The 22,663-nt window shown below is 48.8% G+C and carries 27 protein-coding genes; 25 read left to right on the forward strand and 2 right to left on the reverse strand.

From position 1 onward, the window contains the following. Positions 1–2 precede the first annotated feature (2 nt). The gene (locus J9260_RS05885; protein ID WP_210220092.1) at positions 3–434 is read right to left on the reverse strand and encodes a hemerythrin domain-containing protein; all 432 of its coding nucleotides are present in this window, start codon (positions 432–434) and stop codon (positions 3–5) included. Between the two features lie 264 nt (positions 435–698). Between J9260_RS05885 and mscL the strand changes: the two genes are divergently transcribed. The 20 genes from mscL (at position 699) to J9260_RS05985 (ending at position 19,167) form a co-directional block, all read left to right on the forward strand. Beyond that, complete coding sequence (gene mscL / locus J9260_RS05890) at positions 699–1,112, forward strand: large-conductance mechanosensitive channel protein MscL (RefSeq protein WP_210220093.1); 414 nt, start codon at positions 699–701, stop codon at positions 1,110–1,112. Positions 1,113–1,653: 541 nt separating this feature from the next. After that, a complete protein-coding gene (locus tag J9260_RS05895; RefSeq protein WP_210220094.1) occupies positions 1,654–2,832 on the forward strand; it encodes a tyrosine-type recombinase/integrase in 1,179 nt (392 codons plus the stop codon). Between the two features lie 94 nt (positions 2,833–2,926). Continuing rightward, positions 2,927–4,180 (forward strand): ATP-binding protein, encoded by a 1,254-nt coding sequence (locus J9260_RS05900; RefSeq protein WP_210220095.1) that lies wholly within the window; start codon positions 2,927–2,929, stop codon positions 4,178–4,180. Positions 4,181–4,328: 148 nt separating this feature from the next. Beyond that, positions 4,329–4,913: a hypothetical protein gene (locus J9260_RS05905; protein WP_210220096.1), complete on the forward strand. Its 585-nt coding sequence runs from the start codon at positions 4,329–4,331 to the stop codon at positions 4,911–4,913. Between the two features lie 119 nt (positions 4,914–5,032). Next, positions 5,033–5,368 carry a helix-turn-helix domain-containing protein gene (locus J9260_RS05910; protein ID WP_210220097.1) on the forward strand — a complete coding sequence of 112 codons (336 nt, stop codon included), beginning with the start codon at positions 5,033–5,035 and terminating at the stop codon, positions 5,366–5,368. An 89-nt stretch (positions 5,369–5,457) separates the two neighbouring features. Then, positions 5,458–6,291, forward strand: coding sequence for a ParA family protein (locus J9260_RS05915; protein WP_210220098.1), 834 nt, complete (start codon positions 5,458–5,460; stop codon positions 6,289–6,291). Positions 6,292–6,409: 118 nt separating this feature from the next. Further along, on the forward strand, positions 6,410–8,077 hold the full coding sequence (locus J9260_RS05920; protein WP_210220099.1) for a ParB family protein: 1,668 nt from the start codon (positions 6,410–6,412) through the stop codon (positions 8,075–8,077). Continuing rightward, positions 8,067–8,624 (forward strand): STY4526/YPO1902 family pathogenicity island replication protein, encoded by a 558-nt coding sequence (locus J9260_RS05925; protein ID WP_210220100.1) that lies wholly within the window; start codon positions 8,067–8,069, stop codon positions 8,622–8,624. Before J9260_RS05920 ends, J9260_RS05925 begins: the two co-directional genes overlap by 11 nt. A 12-nt stretch (positions 8,625–8,636) precedes the next feature. Then, the gene (locus tag J9260_RS05930) at positions 8,637–9,977 is read left to right on the forward strand and encodes an STY4528 family pathogenicity island replication protein (RefSeq protein WP_246499752.1); all 1,341 of its coding nucleotides are present in this window, start codon (positions 8,637–8,639) and stop codon (positions 9,975–9,977) included. Between the two features lie 225 nt (positions 9,978–10,202). Further along, positions 10,203–11,072 (forward strand): PFL_4669 family integrating conjugative element protein, encoded by an 870-nt coding sequence (locus tag J9260_RS05935; protein WP_210220102.1) that lies wholly within the window; start codon positions 10,203–10,205, stop codon positions 11,070–11,072. Between the two features lie 120 nt (positions 11,073–11,192). After that, positions 11,193–11,642: a hypothetical protein gene (locus tag J9260_RS05940; RefSeq protein ID WP_210220103.1), complete on the forward strand. Its 450-nt coding sequence runs from the start codon at positions 11,193–11,195 to the stop codon at positions 11,640–11,642. Between the two features lie 48 nt (positions 11,643–11,690). Then, complete coding sequence (ssb, locus tag J9260_RS05945) at positions 11,691–12,068, forward strand: single-stranded DNA-binding protein (protein ID WP_210220104.1); 378 nt, start codon at positions 11,691–11,693, stop codon at positions 12,066–12,068. Between the two features lie 34 nt (positions 12,069–12,102). Beyond that, positions 12,103–14,202 (forward strand): DNA topoisomerase III, encoded by a 2,100-nt coding sequence (locus tag J9260_RS05950; RefSeq protein WP_210220105.1) that lies wholly within the window; start codon positions 12,103–12,105, stop codon positions 14,200–14,202. Further along, positions 14,202–14,390, forward strand: a complete 189-nt coding sequence (locus tag J9260_RS05955; RefSeq protein WP_210220106.1) for a hypothetical protein — start codon at positions 14,202–14,204, stop codon at positions 14,388–14,390. The genes J9260_RS05950 and J9260_RS05955 overlap by 1 nt, the downstream gene beginning before the upstream one ends. A gap of 377 nt (positions 14,391–14,767) precedes the next feature. Next, positions 14,768–15,181: an STY4534 family ICE replication protein gene (locus tag J9260_RS05960; RefSeq protein ID WP_210220107.1), complete on the forward strand. Its 414-nt coding sequence runs from the start codon at positions 14,768–14,770 to the stop codon at positions 15,179–15,181. Between the two features lie 664 nt (positions 15,182–15,845). Next, complete coding sequence (locus J9260_RS05965; RefSeq protein WP_210220108.1) at positions 15,846–16,535, forward strand: DUF3275 family protein; 690 nt, start codon at positions 15,846–15,848, stop codon at positions 16,533–16,535. An 86-nt stretch (positions 16,536–16,621) separates the two neighbouring features. After that, positions 16,622–17,143 carry a hypothetical protein gene (locus J9260_RS05970; RefSeq protein ID WP_210220109.1) on the forward strand — a complete coding sequence of 174 codons (522 nt, stop codon included), beginning with the start codon at positions 16,622–16,624 and terminating at the stop codon, positions 17,141–17,143. Between the two features lie 88 nt (positions 17,144–17,231). After that, positions 17,232–18,389 (forward strand): DUF6573 family protein, encoded by a 1,158-nt coding sequence (locus tag J9260_RS18645; RefSeq protein WP_246499661.1) that lies wholly within the window; start codon positions 17,232–17,234, stop codon positions 18,387–18,389. Between the two features lie 117 nt (positions 18,390–18,506). Beyond that, a complete protein-coding gene (locus J9260_RS05980) occupies positions 18,507–18,746 on the forward strand; it encodes a hypothetical protein (protein WP_210220110.1) in 240 nt (79 codons plus the stop codon). 1 nt (position 18,747) lies between these two features. Then, positions 18,748–19,167, forward strand: coding sequence for a hypothetical protein (locus J9260_RS05985; protein ID WP_210220111.1), 420 nt, complete (start codon positions 18,748–18,750; stop codon positions 19,165–19,167). A 32-nt stretch (positions 19,168–19,199) separates the two neighbouring features. Here the strand turns inward: J9260_RS05985 and J9260_RS05990 are convergent, their stop codons facing one another. After that, entirely contained in the window at positions 19,200–20,411 is a 1,212-nt protein-coding gene (locus tag J9260_RS05990) for an IS256 family transposase (RefSeq protein WP_210218710.1), read from the reverse strand. Positions 20,412–20,920: 509 nt separating this feature from the next. Here J9260_RS05990 and J9260_RS05995 point away from each other — a divergent pair. From J9260_RS05995 to radC, 5 genes are all read left to right on the forward strand, one after another. Beyond that, positions 20,921–21,142 (forward strand): hypothetical protein, encoded by a 222-nt coding sequence (locus tag J9260_RS05995; RefSeq protein ID WP_210220112.1) that lies wholly within the window; start codon positions 20,921–20,923, stop codon positions 21,140–21,142. Next, the gene (locus J9260_RS06000) at positions 21,139–21,459 is read left to right on the forward strand and encodes a hypothetical protein (RefSeq protein ID WP_210220113.1); all 321 of its coding nucleotides are present in this window, start codon (positions 21,139–21,141) and stop codon (positions 21,457–21,459) included. Before J9260_RS05995 ends, J9260_RS06000 begins: the two co-directional genes overlap by 4 nt. Before the next feature lie 104 nt (positions 21,460–21,563). Then, a complete protein-coding gene (locus tag J9260_RS06005) occupies positions 21,564–21,767 on the forward strand; it encodes a hypothetical protein (RefSeq protein WP_210220114.1) in 204 nt (67 codons plus the stop codon). 3 nt (positions 21,768–21,770) lie between these two features. Further along, positions 21,771–21,977, forward strand: coding sequence for a hypothetical protein (locus tag J9260_RS06010; RefSeq protein ID WP_210220115.1), 207 nt, complete (start codon positions 21,771–21,773; stop codon positions 21,975–21,977). Between the two features lie 81 nt (positions 21,978–22,058). Then, positions 22,059–22,568, forward strand: a complete 510-nt coding sequence (gene radC, locus J9260_RS06015) for a RadC family protein (RefSeq protein WP_210220116.1) — start codon at positions 22,059–22,061, stop codon at positions 22,566–22,568. Positions 22,569–22,663 lie beyond the last annotated feature (95 nt).

Raw genomic sequence — 22,663 nt, forward strand, 5'->3', positions numbered from 1 at the left:
ATTTATTTCATCGCGGCTTGGACTTCACGCACAGTGGGGTACAAATGCTCGACTTCATCCTCAATCCGGTTCAGCACCAGTTGAATCATTTCACGGGTATCTTTGGTGAATCGTTCGTAATCGTTGATGCGCAATTCGTGGCTGCGGCTCCATTGCTTCAGGTATTGCCCGAATACGCGCTTGATTTCGCCAGAACCTGACAAAAATTTGTTCGCTGTCTGGCGCACACGCTGGTCACTGTGCAACAACATGGACTGGTATAATTCGCGCTCTTCCAGATCCAGATGCTCTTTTACCCGATCCACGTAGGTAAAAAATAAGTTAGTGACCACGCGCGTATCCCAAACGGCACGCTCGCTAATCAATAAACACAGCACATTGGACAGTTCAGTAATGGTGTCGTTTTGCTGGTTAAGTTCGGTAAATGAAACCATGTGGTGTCGCCTTTCATCAGTTTTTGTATCGGTTTTGAATACCCTAAAGGTATGCGGGCTACGTTAACGATTTCGCTCAAAAATCGGCATGACAAATATCAAACCAAGCTCAGTCTGATCGCGAATCCCCGCAGAAGCTGACGTTTATCGGCAAAAATAGCGTCTCAAGCTACAATAATCCGACAAATCGCCACAACTACGCTAAATTCATTGAGCGATATGGATATGCATCTCTCAACTTTACAAACATAAATGGAGCGTTAAATGAGCTTAATCAGTGAATTCAAAGAATTTGCCATGAAAGGCAATGTGGTAGACCTCGCTGTCGGTGTGATTATCGGCGCGGCCTTTGGCAAGATCGTTTCGGCTTTTGTCGATGGCGTGGTCATGCCATTACTGGGCTTGCTGATGGGCGGGGTGGATTTCAGTAAAATGGGCGTGGTATTAAAAGCGGGTGATCCGGTTGCTGTGCCACCGATTCCTGATTTGGTACTGGCTTATGGCGCGTTCATTCAAACGATTTTTGACTTTGTGATCGTGGCGTTTGCGATTTTCATCGCGATTAAAGCCATGAACAAACTCAAGCGTAAGGAAGAAGCCGCGCCTGAAGCTCCGGCAGCACCATCTAGTGAAACAGTGCTGTTAACTGAGATTCGTGATTTATTGAAAACTAAATAAAATTCCTGCTCTGGCTCCCTCTCCCGCCAAGCGGTAGAGGGGCTGTCACTTCACGGTCACTCACCGTTTTGGCGTGTTCACTGTCTTTGCACCAAGCGTACAATTGTGATTCGTGCTTTTAACACTGTCCACTATTCGCGGGGTAGATCACTCCCAACTTGACCATCATCCATGAAGGGTAGGGCTATTGCTCTTGACCGTGCTTTGGTGTAGCACCAGCGTAGCACTGATAAATTAACAACGATAACGATGATTTTTGACAGTCCGTTAAAATCAAGCTAAGCTCTTGATTTTAACGGATTCATTCTGACAAAAAATGGTGGGCCCACACAGACTCGAACTGTGAACCAAAGGATTATGAGATTTACTCATACCAATTTTTCATCTCTATGTTTTTTCAGGAAAAAATGGTTTTTCCTCGAAAAGTCATGCACTTAATCCGATAGCTTTCATTAACTTTTTCTTCTTCTTGTTGTCATTGAATAACATTGAATGACGCTACGCGGTAGCACATTGGTAGCACAGAGAAGTTTTGATGAATATGGAACGGAAATTATTATTTGGTCAGCGGACAGTGGCAGCCCTGCCTATTCCAACGGATGAAAAAGTTGCAACATATTACGACACGCAATTAACTGGATTGTGTATTAGGGTGTATCCCAGTGGTAGAAAGGTCTTCTATGTCTACCGTAAGGTACGTGGTCGTCCAGAGCGGGTAAAATTGGATGCTTTCGGAACCATCACTGTACAACAAGCCCGCGAACTTGCGGTAGGTGTAAACATGCAAGTGGCTCAAGGGTTAAGTCCCACTTCCATACGGCAGGAAGAAAGAGCAGAACTGACCTTGGGCGAGTTATTTGAGATCTATCTTGAACGCCATGCCAAAGTCCATAAGCGCACTTGGACGGATGATGAAAAACGCTTCCATTATCATCTGTCCCATTGGAAACGTCGGCAACTTTCCGAAATACGTCGCAATGACATCCTCACTTGGCACGCCAAGACAGGCAAAGAACGAGGTGTTTATGCGGCTAACCATGCATTGGCGGTCTTGCGGGTTCTTTTCAATAAAGCTATCGAGTGGGAGTTTTTTGATGCGGTCAATCCCTGTGTTGGCGTGAAGAAGTTCCGTGTAACCTCAAGGGAGAGATTTCTTCAGCCACATGAAATGCAGAAATTCTTTGATGCACTCGATGGCCTAGCCGAACCCTCTACACGGGATTTTTTCCTGATGTGCCTGTACACCGGAGCACGCAAAAACAACGTGCTGTCGATGCGTTGGGAAGACATTCAGTTTGAGCGTTATGAATGGCGGATACCGATGACTAAAAATGGTACGTCACAGATAGTTCCACTTATTGAACCAGCCGTGCTACTACTGAAAGGACGGCGTTCCTTAACGACCAGTGATTGGGTTTTCCCCTCCAGCCTGAATAAAACCGGACATCTGGTTGAACCCAAAAGTAGTTGGGACACAGTGCGCAAAACCGTTGGCTTGGAAGATTTGCGGATGCACGACCTACGCCGCAGTCTCGGCAGTTGGCAAGCCCGCACGGGAGCAAGTCTGGTCATCATCGGTAAAACGTTGAATCACCAAAGCCCGCAAAGTACTCAAGTGTATGCCCGTTTGGATAGCGACCCAGTACGGCAGGCGATGGAAACAGCGGTCAGTGCGATGAAAACAGCGGCTAATAAAAATAGAAACGCCAAGCCGAGTTAGGATGGTGCTCGGCTGTCTTGACTGGAGCGGCGGGGAAAACACGGTTGTGCTATCCTCGTACCTGACGTTCCAGTCAGCCCTAAAGGATGCCGCCATGCCAGATTTAACCAACAACCTGTTCAAGCAAATCGCTCTTGGCGAAGATTCTGTGCTTGAATTGAAACGGGTTGAATTCAAGGGTGGACAGATCAGCGCACCCCATCGCAATGGCATGGCCGATGAAATGGCAGCGATGGCAAACAGCAATACAGGTGTCATCGTGTTGGGGGTGGATGACAAATCCAAGGCGATTATCGGCATCCCATCAGACAAAGTGGACGCTGTAGAAACATGGTTGCGAGACATTGCCAATGACCAGATTACCCCACCGTTACTTTGCCGGATACGTAAGCTGTTTGCCCCAACCCCTGATGGTAATGAAACCGCGATAGTACGGATTGACATTCCTCGCAGCTTATTTGTACATCAAAGCCCCGGTGGCTACCTCTACCGCATCGGCAGCTCCAAACGGCAAATGACCCCAGATGCTCTCGCACGTTTATTCCAGCAGCGCAGTCAAGCAAGGATTATCCGTTATGATGAGCAAGCTGTTCCACAAGCCACCTTGGACGACCTGAAAACACCACTATGGCAGCGTTTCCGTTCCTCACTTTCTCCCAAAGATGACCGTGAATTCCTGTCCAAACTGAAACTGATCACCTGCGATGAAGATGGCAATTGGCATCCTACCGTCAGTGGTGTGCTGATGGCGACAGAACGCCCCGCAGAATTCATTACCAACGCCTACATTCAAGCCGTGGTCTACCGTGGCACGGAACGCAATGCCGCCTACCAACTGGATGCCAAGGATATTCATGGCCCGCTGGATGAACAAATCCGCGATGCCTGCAAATTTGTCGAGCGCAATATGCGGGTGTACGCGGTGAAAAAACCCAACCGCATTGAAACCCCACAATTCTCCCTCAGTGCCGTCTTTGAAGCCGTGGTGAATGCGGTAGCACATCGCGATTACTCCATCTACGGCTCAAAAATTCGCCTACACTTGTTTGCCGATCGTCTCGAACTGTTTTCACCGGGCGCGATCCCCAACACCATGACAGTGGACAGCCTACCTGAACGGCAATCGGCACGGAATGAACTGCTGTGTTCATTGCTGGCGAAATGCCCAATGAACGTGGATGCGATGGGTTCACAACGCAATTTTATCATGGACAAGCGTGGCGAAGGCGTTCCTATCATCCTCTCAGAAAGTGAGCAATTAGCAGGTAAACGCCCGGTTTACCGAATGATTGACGATGCGGAACTGTTGTTAACGCTGTTTGCAGCACCGTCACCGCATGGGGATTAAAGGGCAGGGGTGTTGCCCTCAAAACTATCGCACTTGACTGCAAAGCGATTTACGCCGTTTAAAATTGATAATTTTTCAACTTATTCGTTGAATTTTTTTACATTCCTGCACTCTATACCTACTTTTTAAGCAGTTAACGGTGTACACAATGGCTAGAAAGAATGCGTTACCCACTTGGTATCCTGCGGAATGCCACCGGGATAATTGGCAATGGCAAGTTTCTCAGTGGATTGATGCGCTATCCTATCGCAGTCAGTTAGTGATCATGCAGGCACAGGGACTGTTAACAGAAGAGCATCTGGAAGCGGTGATTCATGGTTGCTCACCAAAAGTACAGCCACGTACTGTCTCAATCCCTGTTGAAATTGATCAGCCTGATAACCTCTTGTTCAAGCAGTTTTCCGAAGCACTAGCCGAGGCTCGGCAGCAATCCGACTCGTCATTAGCGACGAACATCTGCCAACGTATCAGTACACCTCCCTCCAAATTTAAATTGCTTAACCTGATGGATAGTCTCGGTAAGTTGCATCAGTTGCGGGTGCTTGATTGGATTGATTTGGCTTTATGGTCGCGATTGACAGGTGTTACCTTCGAGGCCACTTACTTGGGTGATATTTTTTGGTGTGATGAAGATATTGATCGACGTTATCGCTTGGTGACGAGAACGCGCCCTTTGGCTTGCCAATTAATTGCTAAATCAGTAATTTATCGTTTGTTGCAGGTAAATAGGTAGATATGGTGTTTGTTACAAATTGCTATTTTGATTAACTTTTCAGACATACCCAAAAGCGCAAAAACTCAATAAAAAGCACTTTAACTTGTCTTAACGCAACAACTTAAGGGTGACTTTCTATGCATTTACATTCGACAGTGAAAACGAAACAACGTGTAAAAGCGAATCAACAACGTCTACAAGCCAAAATTAACGCACAGATGGCTGAACGCGCTACTACTGGAGTAGTTGTCAATTTTGCATTAGAGAATAGACTCTCTACCCGAACAGCAGCGAGTTATTTAGGTATTCGTTCAGAAACGTTGGCACGTTGGCGTGCCGAAGAACGTTTACTGGGTTTTGAACAGCCCAATTTCTATCGGATTGGTAAGAAAATCGTTTACCTTAAAAATGATCTTGATGAGTTTCTGCTGACACGCGGCGAAGCATCATTATCTAACGCCCGCATACGTTAAAAAAGCCCATACCTACTTTAGGATGTTAGTGTTTTAACACCAACGTAAAGCACGCTTTATTTGCTGCGATAGATTAACGGAGTACGGCTATGATTTTGACTGTGTGTTCAACCAAAGGCGGTGTTGGAAAAACGACATTAACCGCCAATTTAGGTGGGTTGCTCGCCAGCCTTGGGAATCGCGTGTTATTAGTGGATGCGGATATACAACCCGCACTCTCCACCTATTACGCACTAACTACCAAAGCACCGCAAGGATTGAAAAATCTACTGATGAATGCAGAGGCATCTAATAGTATTAGTGTCACCGATTTCGGGTGTGACTTGATTTATTCCAATGATTCTGTGGGGGAGTTATCCAATTGGATGATTAATTGTCGGGATTGTTGGCGTTTTCTCAGTTACCGATTGCAAAAAATAAAAGCATCCTATGATTTTATTTTAATTGATACCCAAGGAGCGGCAGGGCCGTTACAGGATGCCGCTATTTTTGCCGCCGATAAGTTGATTTCACCCATTCCCACCGAAACACTGTCGGCTCGTGAGTTCTCGCGGGGAATGGTGGGTATGTTGACCCGATTACGTACCGCATTTTATTACTCCGGGTTAACGATACCACCACTTGTTGGGATGCTCTATCGTGTCGACCGTACCCGTGATGCCGCACTGGTAACGGCTGATCTACGCGGTCACGTCATCGAAACCTTGCAAGCCGCTCAAGCAAACGCGGATGGCCTGCCGAACTTAGCCATTAGCATTTTGGATGCTCATATCTCAGCCTCAGTTTGTTGGCGCGAAGCTGCCACGCTGGGTGTGCCCATCCACACCCTGACGAAATACCCACTGGCAAAGCTGCAATTGTTGGCCATCCTTGCCGAGTTGCAGGTTGTGCCGACGGCACAGGTCGAGAACATACGGAGCTAACCCCGCGAAGGGGTTAGTCGTTCCATCATGGCAACATTGAATCTGTTGAGCATCTCGCTTGCGCTAGGTAAAGCATGAATACCTCAAAACAACAACCTCATGCAAAATAGGGGAGAACATGACGGTCAATAAAATACCTTCAAGACGCGGTTTGCTGGTTGAGCATTTTGATAATAACCAGAATGTCAGCTCATCGGATCAAGTTGTTGGTACGATAGTCGGCATGGTGGTTGCTGTGGATAGGATTCGTTTCTTTGAAGGCAATCCACGTCGTTCACCGAATGAATGCTACGCCGCGATTAAAGAATCCATCCGTGAAATTGGTTTGGATACCCCACTGCCCATTAGCCATCGTCCCACCGATGAGCCGGGACATTACATTATCTATAAAGGCGGTAATACGCGCTTACGTGCCTTACAAGAATTATGGGAAGAAACCCATGATGAACGTTTCTTTCGGGTTCGTTGTGAGTTTCACCCCTTTATCTCGGACATCGACGCATTAATCAGCCACCTGCGTGAAAACGATTTGCGTGGCAATATGACCTTGATTGACAGGGCATTAGCGGTACAAGCAGCCAAAGCGACACTAGAGCAAGAATTGGGTGAGCTATTATCTCAGCGTCAATTACAAGCAGCCCTTGAACAGCGCGGATTCCCTATCAGTCAGGGAATGATTTCAAAATTGGAATACGCCGTAAAACTGAATATTGCCATTCCTATTGCTTTATCCTGTGGTATGGGCAAACTTCAGATTGAACGTTTAACCAAACTCGAAAAAGCTGCACTGAAAGTTTGGCAATGCCATAGCCCTAGCAATGGCACAGAACAACAGTTTAGGGAAACCGTATTTTTACCTGCCCTTGCCAGCAGTGATGCTGAAGATTGGTTATACGAGCGTGCAGAGACTTTAGTAAAAGAAAAGTTAGTAGCGGCACTACCATCAAGTGTTGACAGGACGCAGGTATTGACTGGCTTTAGTCAGGCAATGGACGGTAAAGCATTAATAGATTATCCCCAGCTTGAATTTGTGTCGTCACCAATAGCTAATGTTTTACCTGAACCATACCCCGATTATCCAGATCCCGAACCTGTTGATGCACCGTTAAACCAATATGACTTACTCGCTAGTCATACAACGGCGACTGATAACATTCACTATCATAATGCGGATGGGAATATTATTGAACAAAAAGAGGTTATTGTTGGCGGTAATGGGCGTTGGCTGGTAAAGCTCAAACACTTACGCACCCGTAATTACGAGATTGCCAGTAAATTGACAGACAGCAGCCCCATTCCGCAAGCCAGTAATGCCATTGTCTCGCTTGAAACCGGTTATGGATTCTTCGTGGTCGACGTATTTAATCCAGATTTTATGGCGCAATTAATCGCCAAAACCTTAGGTGATGAAGCGTGTTCTGATACAGAAAAAGCCGATGCTGAGCGTGACCACATGCACGCATCGAACCTTTGGTGGTTATTGGCGGAATTGTGTGGTTTGTTTCCTGATCAGCATGAGCCTTGGATGACTGCGCCCGATTCAGTAAGGGCGGCACAGATTGATGCCGATAGTTATATCCGCGATGAAGATTTATTGCACAAGGTGCATACCGTTGTGCCTATTTCAGCGCGGTTACGTACTTTTTGGTTAGCGATGCCGTTAACCCAATTGGAGCTTATTTTTGAGTTGATCCGTAATACCGTAGCCATTGTTGAGCTGGTATCAGATCATCGTCAATACACGGATGATGCAAGCCCTTGGGAGATCATCACCCGTGATTATTGAGATTGATATGGATTTGAGCTTTAGCGACATGGCTGAAGCCACGCTCAATGACACGCAACGGGCATTGTTAGCCGCACAGCCAGACGTATTACGCGCAGCAGTCTATCAGCGTATTGAAGCATCACTACGGGTATCCGCGAAATTGCAATTAGCCTCCTGTTATCAGTTAGGCATTAGCACCTTTACCTTTGAGCGGGTCATTCGTGAGGAGCATCACAAATTAGCGGCTGAGTTTGCGCATCAGGACTTGATGACACGCTTGGTCGCTGGTGGTGCTTCCTTCACCGTGTTGCATACTCTCTGCAACATGGATAAAGCCACGTTTACCCGTATTCGCCATGCGTTAGGGTTAAAAGTACCGCCGAGCCGCAAGTCGATTGATGATGCAACCTCGGTCAGTATTTACCGCGACTGGGAGCTTATGAAGCGGGCAGTCACGCCGGAAAGCCTCTTGCAGTTACACGAATCCAGTGGGGCATCCATTAATGCCATTTGGAGCTTGCTACAAGATTGGCAATACGTCCAAGCTAAAATGGCGCGGAGGTAATCCGTGTCAGGTATGCACCATTACTTACTGCAAATGATTGAACGCAGCCAAGCAACGCTCGTGATGAAAGCGGGTAAGTCAGCACAGGATGGCCTGTTGTTTTTAGGCAATCCGCAGTTGGTGTTTCCGCGTTTGTTGTTTGACGATCCGGTACTGGAACCGGTAGATCGCAATGTATGGGCAGTCATCAAGCTCCATGCCGCTGATGGTGATTCCGTTACTGCGTTCCCTACTTATGAAGAAATCATGCTGCGTTGCAATATCGGCTCCAAAGCCACGGTATCCCGTAGCATCGCCATCTTGCGTGCGTGTCGCTGGCTAACGGTTTGCAAAGCCCGCTTACGGGATGCCAAGGGGCGCGTAAAAGGCAACATTTATGCACTACATGATGAACCACTGCAATTGGCTGAAACACTAGAACTGGATGATACCTACCTGCATTTTCTTCAAGAAACCGCGCAACATAAACAAAACCCTCATCCGCGTGCCATTGGTGTTGCTACAACGGTTTTACAAGATATGCAAAGCCAAGTTGGTGCAGGTATTGATATAACCGAACTCGAATCCCCACTCTTACGTCGGAAACAAGCAACAGCATGGCAACAAGAGACGGTCGTTGAAGGCCGGTTTTTTGCCTTTACCAAGTCAGGCATTGAAAAAGTTAACAGCCGTGATTACCTAAAAGCAACCAAGCGCACCGAAGTACAGAAACTGTACTTAGCCTCCTCTGCCACAACATCACCCAGTACAGTTTCTGTACCCAGTCAATCCAAACCGCCATCTGATGGCGATGAGTACAGAAACTGTACTGATGCACGTGGGGGTAGTACAGAAACTGTACTACGTAGTATTAGTAGTAAGTATATTTATAAAAATACTACTACTAATACAGCCGTCTCAGTGAGTACAGAAACCGTACTGATATGGCCTGACAGCTTGCAAGGCAGCAACCGTGATTTAGTGGCGATGCAGTTAAAAACCTTACCCGATGTGCATCACCAGCCTGTTATTGACGCATTGTCTGCCACGTTGACCGCCATCGCGACCGGTCATGCCAAACCATTACGTTCGTTATTGGCCTACACCCGCCGATTATGTGTGTTGTCACAAGCTGGGCAGTTAAATCCCATTATTCCCATAACTCCCCCAACGAAGGCAGAAGCATCCGTCAGTGATGCGGTGACAGTTCAAGAACTCAATGACCTTGCCAATGACATCAAAACCTTACAGGGATTCCAAAAAGCAGAACCAGAAAATTCTCTTCAATGGATTGCCTACGGGGATCAAATTGCAATGAAGAAAGCAGAGTGGTATCGCCGCCGTGATTTATTACCGGCAGTAGCGCAAGCATAGGCGGGTGATTCCCTAGGAATCACTTGTGGTGTAACTGAGTACGGTCGGGGTAGGTGATTCCCTAGGAATCACTTGCGGTGTGACTGAGTGCAGTCGGGGTAGGTGATTCCCTAGGAATCACTTGCAGTGTGACTGAGTGCAGTCGGGGTAGGTGATTCCCTAGGAATCACCTTCAGGTGCGGGTTACTGGAACAGAGTTTGAATCAACAAGTAGTGAGAAATGACATGGCGAAATCGAAAGAAGAAGTAAGAGCAGAGCTGAACCGGCTTTTTAAAAAGGACGATGCACAAGCGGGTGAAGCCGTCGCGTTAGGACGCTCCTTTTTGAATGCCCCCAGTTTATTGGATGCACGTAACGGACAGATAGGCGCATTGCGGGGTGAAGCTAGCGTAACGATTCATACCCGGCAGGCACAGCAATTATTGACCGGTCGTGAGGCGGTTGACGGGCGGCCACCTGTCATGGGGCTGATGCGTTTTAGCAGTATTTTGACGCAGATCACAACAGCAGCCAAACAGGATGATCCGTGGGCAGATTGGCATCTGGTGCAACTTGAAGAAAAGTTGACAGCAGCCGGGGAACATCTGACGCAGCAGCTCAGCAATATCGAGCGCGTCTTGAAAACGAATAAACTGATGGATGTGCAGGTATCGGAATCGGTCAAACCGATGAAAGTATCTATTGGGTTTGCCTCCAGTTATGCCTACTGGGTAGCGCGGTTGATCTTGCAATACGACGAAGTGGTGCGTGCAGTACTCACCGCTAAACACGTAGCGATGATCAGCCATGAGGCCGCTAATCAACTGCTGAGCGATGCAGGGGCAAGCCTGCGGCGCGTGTTTGAATCAACGGCTCGGTATCGCTTTACAGGACTGACTCGTGCCGATGTGTTGGCAAACAATGCACGAATCGCTGAGGCTGAAAAACGCTTAGACAGAAAGCTGGAACAAGTTCCTGTCGACATCTTGGATAAATCCAGACGTGCGAGTTATGCGCCCACGATTGTGAGCGCAGGTCAGGTGACACCCTTAACGCCAACAGCAGCAGCGGTGGCGGAGGATGTTGCGACAGCCGCTACCGAGGACGTGGTTTAGGTTATTTAGCTGATGGCTCATTTAGCTAGTGGGCTATTTAGTGCCGCCTAAAGGGCTTTTAAGGGTAAGGGGGAGCGTGGCTTTCCCCCTTGAGAAACCCAAGGCAGGGTGGAAGGTAAAGTGGCAATGCAGCAGGTAGTGACGATGGGATTGTACGGATTACCGTTTGAAGGGATTAAGGGCATTCGCAGCGAGATTGCTAGGTTGCAGCAGCAGGAGGTGCAATGGATGGATGAGTTGAACGCTTTGCAGCAGGTGATGCGCACGACGTTTGGTTATCGCTTGCCGCTCACACTGAGCCGCAGAAAGAATAAAGCCTATGCACCGCTGATGTGGCGACAAGGAAAAACCAATCGTCGATTATACGGAGGTTTGGAGACACCGGAAGGGCAGGGGATTTTAAAAGCATTGCCACCGGAGCAGCAACGTGAACTGCTGAACATTGAGTTCAAGCGGATACACCTGAATCATGTGCTGGGCTTGTTGCAGTATGAGATAGCGCGTTTAAAGCGGCTAGAGAGTGAATTTGAGGCGTGGCGTGATCGGATGCGGGATGTGAACCAGCATTAAAATGCGCCAGATTATTTTGATTATTTTTTGTTGATAGGGGATTAAGCGATGGCAAACCGATTTGAAGGACGTGGCAACTTAGGGAGTGATCCCGTGTTGAAATACGTGGAAGTGTCCGGTGAGAAACGGGCAGTATGTGAGTTTCGGGTGTACTTTGACCGCCAAGTGCGGGACGGGGATGAATGGCGCGAACACGGCGGGTTTTGGTTGAACGTGACCCAGTGGGGTAAACGGGGTGAGTTGGCAGGCAAGCTCCTCGTCAAAGGTTGTCGGGTGCTGGTGATCGGTAGTCTGGTGCAGGAGACATGGGCAGACAAGGACACTGGTGAGGAGAAAAGCCGTCTGGTACTGGATGCGGATAGTGTGGATATGGATTTGGTGCGTGTAGAATCCGTCAAATTTATCGAAAAGCGGGGGGAATCATGAACCATAAACTATTCACCATGCCGCAGGTGTGTTGATGCTATACCTGTGTGAGAAGCCGAGTCAGGCTAGGGATATTGCCAAGGTGTTAGGGGCTAGTGGGCGTGGTGACGGTTATCTCCAAGGGCAAGGCATCACGGTAACGTGGTGCTTTGGGCATTTACTGGAACAGGCGGAACCGGAAGCTTACGGGCAACAGTACAAACGCTGGCGTTTGGATGTACTGCCCATTTTGCCGGAACAGTGGATTTTGGACGTGAAGAAATCCGGGGCAAAGCAATTCAAGGTGGTGAAAGCCCTGTTGGCAAAAGCCGACCATGTGGTGATTGCCACGGATGCTGACCGCGAAGGCGAAATGATTGCACGGGAAGTCATGGCACTGTGCCGCTACCGGGGGCAAGTGTCACGCTTATGGTTATCGGCCTTGGACGATGCCAGTATCAAGAAAGCCTTGGGACAGCTCAAACCGGGGCATGAAACCGAAAAGCTCTACCAAGCCGGATTAGCGCGTAGCCGTGCCGATTGGCTGGTGGGCATGAATTTAAGTCGTGCCTACACACTGGTGGCTCAATACAACGGGCAATTAGGCGACAAAGGCGGGGCATTGAGCGTGGGGCGAGTGCAACCCCCCACATTACGCTTAGTCGCGGATCGGGATCAGCAGATACAACACTTTGTACCCGTGGATTACTGGGATGTACAAGCCAATTGTTTACCCGACAGCACCACCCACCGCTTTAAAGCCAACTGGGTTCCCATCAAGGGCATGGACGGTATTGATGCAGAAGGATGGTGTTTAGACAGTGCCTTGGCGCAGCAGGTTGTCACAACCTGTCAGGGGCAACCAGCGAGCGTATTACGTTGTGACACGGAGCGTAAAAAGCAGGCCGCGCCGTTACCGTATGACCTATCCGGTTTACAGGTCGAAGCCTCACGGCGTTGGGGCTTAGGTGCGCAACAGGTGTTGGACATTGCTCAAGCCCTGTACGAAAAGCACAAGCTCACCACCTACCCACGCACCGATTGCGGCTACCTGCCGGTGTCGCAACACGCAGAAGCAGCCGGGGTGTTCAAGGCGTTAGTCGCCACCGACAGCAATATCGCCGGGTTGGTGGCACAAGCCAATCACAGCATTAAGGGCAAAGTTTGGGACGACAGCAAAATCACCGCTCACCACGGCATTATTCCCACCGCTGCTGCTGGTAGTTTGGAGCATTTATCCGAACCCGAATTGTTCTTGTACGACCTCATCCGTCGCCGCTACCTTGCCCAATTTTTCCCGGCACACGAGTATGACCAGACCGTGATTGAGTTGGATTGCCAAGGCTACAAATTCCGGGCATCCGGGCGGGTTGACCGCGTGGCAGGTTGGAAAACAGCCTACCAAGAACCCGAAACTGATACCGGTGCGGAAGACAAAAAAGCAGGTGCAGGCCATGAAGAAGCGCAGGCTCTGCCACAGTTGAGTGCAGGCGACACGGTGTTGGCACAGGATTTGGTCAGTCTCACACGCCAAACCAAACCACCCGCACCTTACACCGAAGGCACGCTGATCCAAGCCATGAAAGGCATTGCCAAGCTGGTGGAAAATCCCAAGCTCAAAGCCATTTTGCGCGAAAATGCCGGGATCGGCACCGAAGCCACCCGTGCCAACATCATCGAAACTCTCTTACACCGCAAACTGCTGGAGCGGATTGGCAAGAAAAAACAGTTACGCGCCACCCCCAAAGGCATGGCACTGATCGCCATGTTACCCAATGCCGTCAAAGACCCCGCACTCACCGCCGCATGGGAACAAGCACTCGATTCCATTGCCAGCGGTGAGATGACGCTGGCGCAGTTCATGGACAAGCAACAAAACTGGCTGCTGAAAGTACTGGAACGCGCCAAGTCAGGCGTGAACATACCGGTACAGCCGGAATCTGTAGCAGTGGTGGGGAAAGCTGATGGAGCAACCATGACTACTCGCGGGAATACCAGCGGCCTGCAAGCTGGTGCAGTGGCTCAGGATGCAGATGGTAAAACGTGTCCGGCGTGCGGTAAACCCATGCTCAAACGCAACGGCAAGTACGGGGATTTTTGGGGGTGCAGCGGGTTTCCGGGGTGTAAGACGATTGTAAAACTGAATGGTGCTTAATGGCGTATTGTATTGAATTCATCGGTTGCTGTGGGCAGGAATGCAGTGCCAACTTTGAAGGCGACATTCCGGGGCTGCTTCAGGAAATAACATGGATTGAAGAACGGGGTGGTTGGGGCATTACAGCCACTGATGAAGCGGGTGAGTTCGTCTACGAGGATGGTAAATTATTGAAAAAATTGAATTGAAACCATCAAAACCTTGACAGCATAGAACAATGATTTTAGCATCTTCACACCTCATTCTTTACGGAATGGGAGACTGTCCTTCCGTTCAATCCACTTAACCGAAACATTGGTTGGAAGGCTCTGGAATCGCAACCAGCCCAAAAATAGCGAACAGTTTTCTATGTGTATTGTTGCACTCTCAACAAGCCCTAGCGGTCGAACCTTACGGTTTGGCAGCAAACCCTGCAAAGCCCTGTCGTGCCACTAGCACAGGGCGGTATCCTGATAGGATATTGGTGGTTATTTTTTACTTATCTTTTACTTACCCTGCTGGGAGCAACACTCCCGACGGGAAATGTTTCTCCAGCATCATTGCGTCCATTTCAAGGAGAAACACCATGTCTACTGCTTCTAATTCCCAATATTTCAATCTTCACACCGCTGGCATTGGCTATATTTCACGTATTCGTGAAGTAAAACCGAAAAAAGGTGGTGCATTCCTCGCCTGCAAGGTTTCAGCTTTGTGCGGTGCTGCGGATGCGGTTGAATACCGTCCTTTCGATTGCCGGGTATCCGGTGCTGAAGCGGAAAAGCTCGTTTATCGCTGCATGGATGCAGTCAATGCCGATAAAAAGGTACTGATTGCGTTCAACATCGGTGACATTTACCCTGATCTCTATGAGTTCAACGGTGAAACCAAGGTCATGATGAAAGGCCGTCTGTTGCGTATCGACTGGATCAAGGTAGATGGGCAAACCGTCTACACTGCACCTAAACGTGCTGCTGAAGATACAGAAGCTGACGTTGCCTGATCTGTTCACTCTGCCTGCGGGGAAGCTTTGCTTCCCCAGTACGGTATTTTTCCCTACGCCGTAGTTTCAGTGTTGTACTCATGGCGACTGATTTTTAGTCGTTATCGGTACAACACTGCCGGTTGCACGTCGCCGGTCATACAGACGCTTGCCCCTTTGTGCGGAACCTGTCCGCGCCTCGTTGTGGTTCGCTACGGCATGACCTTCTCACCCATTTGGAAGGTAACAGTAAGTACACAAGCAGTTGTAACGATGGCGACGTGCTGAATGCTCTGTTGGGGATTTTGTTGAAACTTGTCACCACGCTAATACGCACCAATGGTGACAAACCTTAGTTGATCTTATTCACGTTGGGCTGCTTACCTTCGGGTAGGATGGCCTTTCCAGTGGGCAGGGATACCGCAATATCCGTGCCCACTGGAAAGGTTTCTATGTGTAGTGTTCCACTTCTGAACACGCCCTTAGCTGTCGCCTTTACAGGTTGCAGCCAACCCTTAAAGCTATCTGTGCCACTGCTGATAGCGGCTTAACTTCGGTTAAGTTGGTGGCTACCCCGCAAGGGGACTTTACTGTTTTGTTTACTGATCTTTTATTGTTAACCCTGCCGGGAGAATCACTCCCGTGGGGGAGGTTTCTCCTGAAACTTACTTTTAGGAGAAATACCATGCAACCATTTACTGCTAACACCGCTACTTCTACCGTTATCGTAACCGGCACATTGATGATCCGTGATATTCCGAAACGTGCAGGTGGCTCATTCAAAGTTGGGAAACTCTCAACGCATATCGGTCAGTTCGAGGTGAAGAACCCTGAGCTTGACCAATACGAAGCGGGAACCTACTCCGGCAATTTTTGTATCGACAAAATTTACCCGTCACATTACGTGGCTGGTGGCAAAATCGTTATTGAAATGCGTGCGGTGCTTTCGTGCTTTGTGCTTGCCGGGTTCGATGAGGACACCGGAGAAGTAGAAAACAGCATCGAAGTCGATCCCATTGACGAAGAAACGTCTACTGTTACCGTAACACCTGTTACCACGGTTGTTGAGGCAGCAGAAGACGTAGCACCTGCTTCCGGTGATGCTGCTCCTGTGGCAGATGATGACGCATCTGCTTCAGACAATGACGCAGCCGACACTGACGACACCAAAGCGGTGATGTCGGTTGAGGAAGAGCGTGTTTTTCGTGAGCAACAGATGGATAAAGACACCTTTGGTGAGTTTTATCCGTTGGGCGCGGAAGTTAAGCTGGATGTAACCGTTGGACGCACCAAGCTGCGTGCGCAGTGTGACCGCTTGAAGTCCTTGGGCTACAAGTTTGTCGCAGCGCGTCAAGTTTGGGTTAAAGCCGATTAATTTACTTTGCAACACACCCCTTGGGAGAATATCACTCCCTTTGGGGCGTGGTGTTCTCCTGATGTTAACTTTGAAGGAGAAACACCATGACGACTAATGTTCGCCCATTGATGGGGCAGCCACCTGAAGTTGCACCTGATGCGAAGGCTGAAATTTTGGCTGCGATTACCGTGCTGGCTAAACACCAAGTTGCTGCTGTTCGTCGATCCAGTGATAGCTGGCCAGAGCCTGATCGTGGTTATTGGGTCATCCCTGTTGGTAATTTTTGGGAAGAAAGCCAAGTATTCAAACCCTTTTGGATTGCTATTGAGCAGGCAGTGGATACATCGGTTGATACTGATTTACCGCAGGTTTTGTTTAATGGATGTTGTTACCCAGTACGTCGCCTAAATCTTTCATCTGAAGTGGCTTTGCATCACTTTAGTGGTTGGGGAACCGTTGATGTATCAACGCTGGACTTAGAGAAAGCCCTGATGAATGACGATGGTGAGCCTGTATCGGATGAGGCACAAACGATTGATGATGAAATATTTTACTATATAGAGCCGCACCAAATGGCATGGTCAGATAAGCAGCTCGAACAATTTCTTATTGAAACGGTCGTTTAATTACTTGTTTTAAATCATCTTTAACCCATTGGGAGAATCACTCCCGTGGGGGAGGTTTCTCCTGAAACTCACTTTTAGGAGAAATACCATGACTGCTATCGCTAACGTCGGCATTGCCGAACCTTTATTTTCTGTTGATACCCTGTTGGCTGGCCCGACTTGTGCGGCGCAAGTACCTTCAGGCATTTACTGTGTGGGTGCATTAACCGCACCAGATGGGCAATTCCTGTATTTGTCGCTGGTTGGTCGTGATACGGCCTTCCAAGAACTACGCGGGTTAATGACTACCGGTAAGCTTAACTCCTTCTTGATTCGTCAGGACGGTGGTAAGTTAATTAGCGGTTGGTTCAGCCGTGAATGGCTGGGGAAGATGGAATATCACGGGGCAAAACTGCAAACCCAATTGTTTGGGGAAGTGTCCCAAATGATTTTCTATCATCCGTTACTGACCACACCCGATAAAGCCAATCAAACGGCGGTATTGCCCTATTTAGGGGAAATCACAGAATCTTTGATGCAGGACGCTTGGCAATTAGTGAAACACGTTTGCGAAGTGCCTTTGTTGGATGAGTGGCGCGATGTGGTCATGCAGTTGTTAACCCGGCTGGAATGGCTGGATACGTTAACGGGCTTTGGCTGTAATGCTACTTACATCAAGATCGGTAATAACATCGGTGGTTTGATCAGTGCCAATATCCGTGCCGGTGCGTTATGCGTCGATGCGGACTCTCAAGGGCGTTATGCCTTCCCGGACAAGTTAACCATCGACTTAGAGGCAAACCGTTATCAACCTCCTGTACCAGCTCAAACACCATCTGATAAAAAGGGTGGTTTTGAGGACGATGCGGATTTCATCGACTGTTATTCCCGTGCGCAAGCGATTGCAGACGGGGTACTGGTGGATGCATCTGCACACAAAGAGGTTCGTGAGGCAGGCTTTAAAGTGCCGGTCGCATTAACGGCTGCGGTGTGGGATCGCTTCGTCGAGTGGGACAATGATGATGTTCGTAAAGAGCAGCAATCATTGGGACAAAGCACCGCTGGACGCTTGTGGGATGTCATGTATATGGCGTTTTATGCCATCCGCCATTCACGGGGCGGCGGTGATGTGCTGTTTTACGATCTGCACGTCATTGAGCGCGATGGTTTTAGTACCACACCGCGTGGCATTAGGCTGAAGCTGTATTCTGGTGCGGGTGATCATGGCGAACACGTCATCACCATCATGCTGCCGGAAGAAGACTGATTTTTTATTTTATTCCTGTCGGGAAACGCATTCCCGGTGGGTGTGTGTTTCTACCGACGTACCACTACGCTAATTTTTGGAGAAACACATGAAACTAATGAATCAAGGGGGTGAGTCATGCAGTTAAATGGCATCCCTGTAAAACTGCACCGGACACCCAAAGGTAAAACCCTACTGCAACCTCAAGCCCACGCCTACTGTCGGTGGGAGTCAGTCAGTGGTGCTGACAGTAGTGTTACCCGGCATCGTCAAATGAAGCAAGCCATCGCCCGTGCCGTGCAATTGCGCGGCTGCGTGCGTGCCGTGTCTTTTTTGCCGGATGGCATTGTCCAGCATGGCGAATGGCGGAGAGTCTGATATGGGTTCCTATTATGGCTATCCTAATCGTCCTGCGCTGGTTGCCGAGCTGACAACCCGTTGGCAAAGCGGGGAAAAGTACATGGAAACGGTTGCGCACACGTTGCGCGGCAATGTCCTATGGGCTGTTCACCGCTGGGTAGATGCTGAAGGTCAGGTGATTTCAACGTCAGATGATCGGGGTGGGCATTTCATTTATGCCTATCTGTTGCAAGTGCATGGTGGTGATTGGGGATACAAACCGTTGGAGGAATCCAGCGGCCCGGTCTATTACACCTGTCCGTTGAAATACCTCGACATGGCGGCTGAAACCCATCCTGAGTGGCGCGAAAAGGTGCGGAATTATCACCGTGCTAAAAAGCGCACGTTTGAAATTGGGCAGTGGTACGAATATGCCAATGAAGGCATTGTGAGACTGTAAAGAAATCTGTGTAACTGCGTTTTGCTCATAAATCAAACAAAGTCTTTGAGCCTGTCTTCAAACAGGAGCATAAAGCGGTTGAGTGCCGATTTCCAGTTATGGATGGGCATCGTCCATTTGCGCGAAGCCTGTTCAATGGCAAGGAAAACCACTTTTTTGGCAGCATCTTCGTTAGTAAATACCTTGCGCTTGTTCACCGCCTTGCGCACCACGCTGTTGAGGGATTCGATGGCGTTAGTGGTGTAGATGGCTTTGCGGATGTCCGCAGGGTAAGCAAAGAAGGTGTTGAGGTTTTCCCAGTGGTTGAGCCACGAACGGCTGATTTGTGGGTATTTGTCATTCCAGCGTTCACCAAACTGCTGGAGGGCGAGTTTCCCTTGGTCTTCGGTGCTGGCTTGGTAGATGTCCTTGAGGTCGGTGGTGACGGCTTTGTAATCTTTCCATGCCACGAATTTCAAGGAGTTGCGTACCATGTGGACGATGCAAAGTTGGATGTCAGTTTTGGGGAACACCGCATTGATGGCATCGGGGAAGCCTGTCAGCCCATCCACGCAGGCAATCAGGATGTCCTGGACACCCCGATTTTGCAGTTCAGTCAAAACGCCTAACCAGAATTTCGCACCTTCATTTTCGGACAGCCATAGCCCCAACAGTTCTTTATGCCCTTGCAAGTTGACCGCCAATGCAAGGTAGACTGATTGGTTAACCACTTGTTTTCCCTTGCGGATTTTCATCACCATCGCATCAAGGTAGACAATCGGGTAGACCGGGTCTAACGGGCGGGATTGCCATGTTGTCACCTGATCCAACACCGATGCCGTGACACTGGATACCAAGGTCGGGGAAACCTCTGCCCCGTACAGCTCTTGGAAGCAATCCACGATTTCACGCGTACTCATGCCTTTGGCATACAGGTACAGGATTTGGTCATCCATCTTGGTGAAGCGGGTTTGGTTTTTCTTCACCAGTTGCGGGCTGAAACTGCCATCACGGTCACGCGGGGTTTGGATTTCAACCGTGCCTTGGTCGCTTTTCAGCAGCTTGCTCATGTAACCGTTACGGCTGTTCCCTACCTCTGGGGTTTTCGCATGGCGGTCATACCCTAGATGGTCATCCAATTCCGCGTTTAAAGCAGCCTCTACCGTCATCTTCAGCAGGAGTTGCGATAGTTGCTTGAGGTCTGCTTCCGTCTTGATGCTTTTTGCCAAGTCTTTGGCTAGAGCTTGGAGTTGTGCCTGTTCCATTGTGTCGTACTCTCTCATCGTTACCCGCATTAGGGTAGCCTATCAGAGCAGTTACACAGTTTGGTTTACAGTCTCGGCATTGTCCGTATCAGTCGCATCAATCCACTCTGCGGATGGCTTGACGGTACAGAGTATCGTCTAACCCACAAGGAATGGATCGGCGAATGCCTGACCGCTTAATTGTTTAACTTTGGGCAAATCACACCTTCGGGTGTGGTGGCCTTTCCAGTGGGCAGGGATACTGTAATATCCGTGTCCGGTGGAAAGGTTTCTATGTGTAGTGTTCCACTTCTGAACACGCCCTTAGCTATTGGTCTTACGACTGGTAGCCAACCCTTAAAGCTATCTGTGCCACTGCTGATAGCGGCTTAACTTCGGTTAAGTTGGTGGCTACCCCGCAAGGGGACTTTACTGTTTTGTTTACTGATCTTTTATTGTTAACCCTGCCGGGAGAATCTCTCCCGTGGGGGAGGTTTCTCCTGAAACTCACTTTTAGGAGGTGCTATCTCATGAATGATCCAAAATATTCACAGCGACAATCCGCTGCTATTCATCAGCAATTGATTGGTGGCGTTATTGAACGATCCCTTGTCGGTGAAAACTGGTCTGGAATACCGGGATTCGGTTTTGAAGTGCGTATGCCAACGGGTGAGCTGAAAACAGTGTTTGTTTTGAGTGATCCAGAAGGCAATGGTGCTGGCTGCCTTGAGATTAATGGAGAAATTTCATGAACCCTCATTACACACGCGGTAGCAATCTTGTTTCTGTGAACAGCAGATACAGCGTTACCGAGGCCATGAAAGAGCCTATTGGTTATAAGGCTTGTTGGATATGCCCATCACGGGATGAAGCCATTGTTTTTGTCAGAAACATCAAAGCAGTGGCAACACTTCTTAACAGGTCAACAACCTGCTTTCGGTATCGTGTTCCCAAATATGACGAATCTGCTGAAAGCATGAGGATTCAATTACAACTGATTTCCAATGGACAAATGAAAGCTGAAGATATTGCTTCAGAATGGATGGTTATCATGGAAATCACTGCCTGAAATAGCCGTTTCGCTTGTTACTGATCTTTTATTGTTAACCCTACTGGGAGAATCATTCCCGTGGGGGGAGGTTTCTCCTGAACTTCACTTTTAGGAGAAATACCATGTCAGATGTTGAATACACAAAAATGATGGCGACAGCTATCGGTCAATCGTTAGTTGGAGCAGTGATTACCCAGTCGGTAGTCGCTGAAGATTATTCCAGCTTTGGCTTTGAAGCACGGATGCCCACGGGTGAGATAAAGACTGTTTGGGTCTTGAGTGATCCAGAAGGCAATGGTGCTGGCTTCCTTGATGTGGAGAGCTGATTAATGGCTGGTTTTATTATCGAAACACCCAATCAGTGCTGGCATGTTATTGCGGCGGGGAAAATCTGCTTTATTGCCGGATATGATTGTCGCAAGACATCACCGCCTCATGTTTTTGCCGATTACCAAGAAGCCGAGCCTGTATTAAAGGCTTTGCAGCAAGGTGATCACCGTGCGGAAAAGTTGCGGATTGTCGCAGCATCCCTTTAAACCTCATTGTTACCAACCCTACCGGGAGAATCACTCCCGTGGGAGAGGTTTCTCCTGATATTTACGTTAAGGAGAAACACTATGGACTATCAAGATCAAAACCAATGCGTTATGGAAGCAGGCGGGATGTACCGCGTGAGTGGCTTGTTTAGTGCTGATGACCTCATGGGTATCGCCAGTGGTATTGCGCTGCAAGCACTCAACCAACGCAAAGACCTGAACCTTGCCGATCCTGATGCGGTGCGTACTTACCTGCTGTCATGGCTGGGGAACCGCAAGGCTGAAGTGTTTGGGTGTTTGTTTCTGGATAATAATCACCGGCTTTTGCATGTCGGTGAATTGTTTTTCGGAACCATTGATAAAGCCAGCGTTCACCCTCGCGAGGTTGTACGGGAATGCCTGAAGCACAACGCTGCTGCGGTCATTTTTGTACACAACCACCCGTCAGGTGTCCCGGAGCCTAGTCAAGCGGATGAACGCATTACCCAAAAGCTCAAGGATTCACTGAATCTGATTGATGTGCGGGTATTGGATCACTTCGTGGTCGGTGTTGACGCTATGGTGTCATTCGCTGAACGCGGCTTGTTATAACCCTTAGCTTTTTAAGCACTCATTGTTAACCAACCCCGCCGGGAAGCATTTCCCGTAGGGGGTGTTTCTCCCGGTGTTATTTTTTTCAGGAGAAA

The organism is Thiothrix unzii (assembly GCF_017901175.1).
Taxonomy (GTDB): domain Bacteria; phylum Pseudomonadota; class Gammaproteobacteria; order Thiotrichales; family Thiotrichaceae; genus Thiothrix; species Thiothrix unzii.

Bases quoted from the DNA above. Each gene is read 5' to 3' on its own strand.
- J9260_RS06010 (WP_210220115.1), top strand. From the start codon at position 21,771: ATGGCTGGTTTTATTATCGAAACACCCAATCAGTGCTGGCATGTTATT.
- radC (WP_210220116.1), top strand. From the start codon at position 22,059: ATGGACTATCAAGATCAAAACCAATGCGTTATGGAAGCAGGCGGGATG.
- J9260_RS05955 (WP_210220106.1), top strand. From the start codon at position 14,202: ATGGCGTATTGTATTGAATTCATCGGTTGCTGTGGGCAGGAATGCAGT.
- J9260_RS18645 (WP_246499661.1), top strand. From the start codon at position 17,232: ATGACTGCTATCGCTAACGTCGGCATTGCCGAACCTTTATTTTCTGTT.
- J9260_RS05935 (WP_210220102.1), top strand. From the start codon at position 10,203: ATGGCGAAATCGAAAGAAGAAGTAAGAGCAGAGCTGAACCGGCTTTTT.
- J9260_RS05930 (WP_246499752.1), top strand. From the start codon at position 8,637: ATGCACCATTACTTACTGCAAATGATTGAACGCAGCCAAGCAACGCTC.
- J9260_RS06000 (WP_210220113.1), top strand. From the start codon at position 21,139: ATGAACCCTCATTACACACGCGGTAGCAATCTTGTTTCTGTGAACAGC.
- J9260_RS05995 (WP_210220112.1), top strand. From the start codon at position 20,921: ATGAATGATCCAAAATATTCACAGCGACAATCCGCTGCTATTCATCAG.
- J9260_RS05910 (WP_210220097.1), top strand. From the start codon at position 5,033: ATGCATTTACATTCGACAGTGAAAACGAAACAACGTGTAAAAGCGAAT.
- J9260_RS05990 (WP_210218710.1), bottom strand. From the start codon at position 20,411: ATGGAACAGGCACAACTCCAAGCTCTAGCCAAAGACTTGGCAAAAAGC.
- J9260_RS06005 (WP_210220114.1), top strand. From the start codon at position 21,564: ATGTCAGATGTTGAATACACAAAAATGATGGCGACAGCTATCGGTCAA.
- ssb (WP_210220104.1), top strand. From the start codon at position 11,691: ATGGCAAACCGATTTGAAGGACGTGGCAACTTAGGGAGTGATCCCGTG.
- J9260_RS05900 (WP_210220095.1), top strand. From the start codon at position 2,927: ATGCCAGATTTAACCAACAACCTGTTCAAGCAAATCGCTCTTGGCGAA.
- J9260_RS05965 (WP_210220108.1), top strand. From the start codon at position 15,846: ATGCAACCATTTACTGCTAACACCGCTACTTCTACCGTTATCGTAACC.
- mscL (WP_210220093.1), top strand. From the start codon at position 699: ATGAGCTTAATCAGTGAATTCAAAGAATTTGCCATGAAAGGCAATGTG.
- J9260_RS05920 (WP_210220099.1), top strand. From the start codon at position 6,410: ATGACGGTCAATAAAATACCTTCAAGACGCGGTTTGCTGGTTGAGCAT.
- J9260_RS05915 (WP_210220098.1), top strand. From the start codon at position 5,458: ATGATTTTGACTGTGTGTTCAACCAAAGGCGGTGTTGGAAAAACGACA.
- J9260_RS05895 (WP_210220094.1), top strand. From the start codon at position 1,654: ATGGAACGGAAATTATTATTTGGTCAGCGGACAGTGGCAGCCCTGCCT.
- J9260_RS05980 (WP_210220110.1), top strand. From the start codon at position 18,507: ATGCAGTTAAATGGCATCCCTGTAAAACTGCACCGGACACCCAAAGGT.
- J9260_RS05960 (WP_210220107.1), top strand. From the start codon at position 14,768: ATGTCTACTGCTTCTAATTCCCAATATTTCAATCTTCACACCGCTGGC.
- J9260_RS05905 (WP_210220096.1), top strand. From the start codon at position 4,329: ATGGCTAGAAAGAATGCGTTACCCACTTGGTATCCTGCGGAATGCCAC.
- J9260_RS05985 (WP_210220111.1), top strand. From the start codon at position 18,748: ATGGGTTCCTATTATGGCTATCCTAATCGTCCTGCGCTGGTTGCCGAG.
- J9260_RS05970 (WP_210220109.1), top strand. From the start codon at position 16,622: ATGACGACTAATGTTCGCCCATTGATGGGGCAGCCACCTGAAGTTGCA.
- J9260_RS05950 (WP_210220105.1), top strand. From the start codon at position 12,103: ATGCTATACCTGTGTGAGAAGCCGAGTCAGGCTAGGGATATTGCCAAG.
- J9260_RS05885 (WP_210220092.1), bottom strand. From the start codon at position 434: ATGGTTTCATTTACCGAACTTAACCAGCAAAACGACACCATTACTGAA.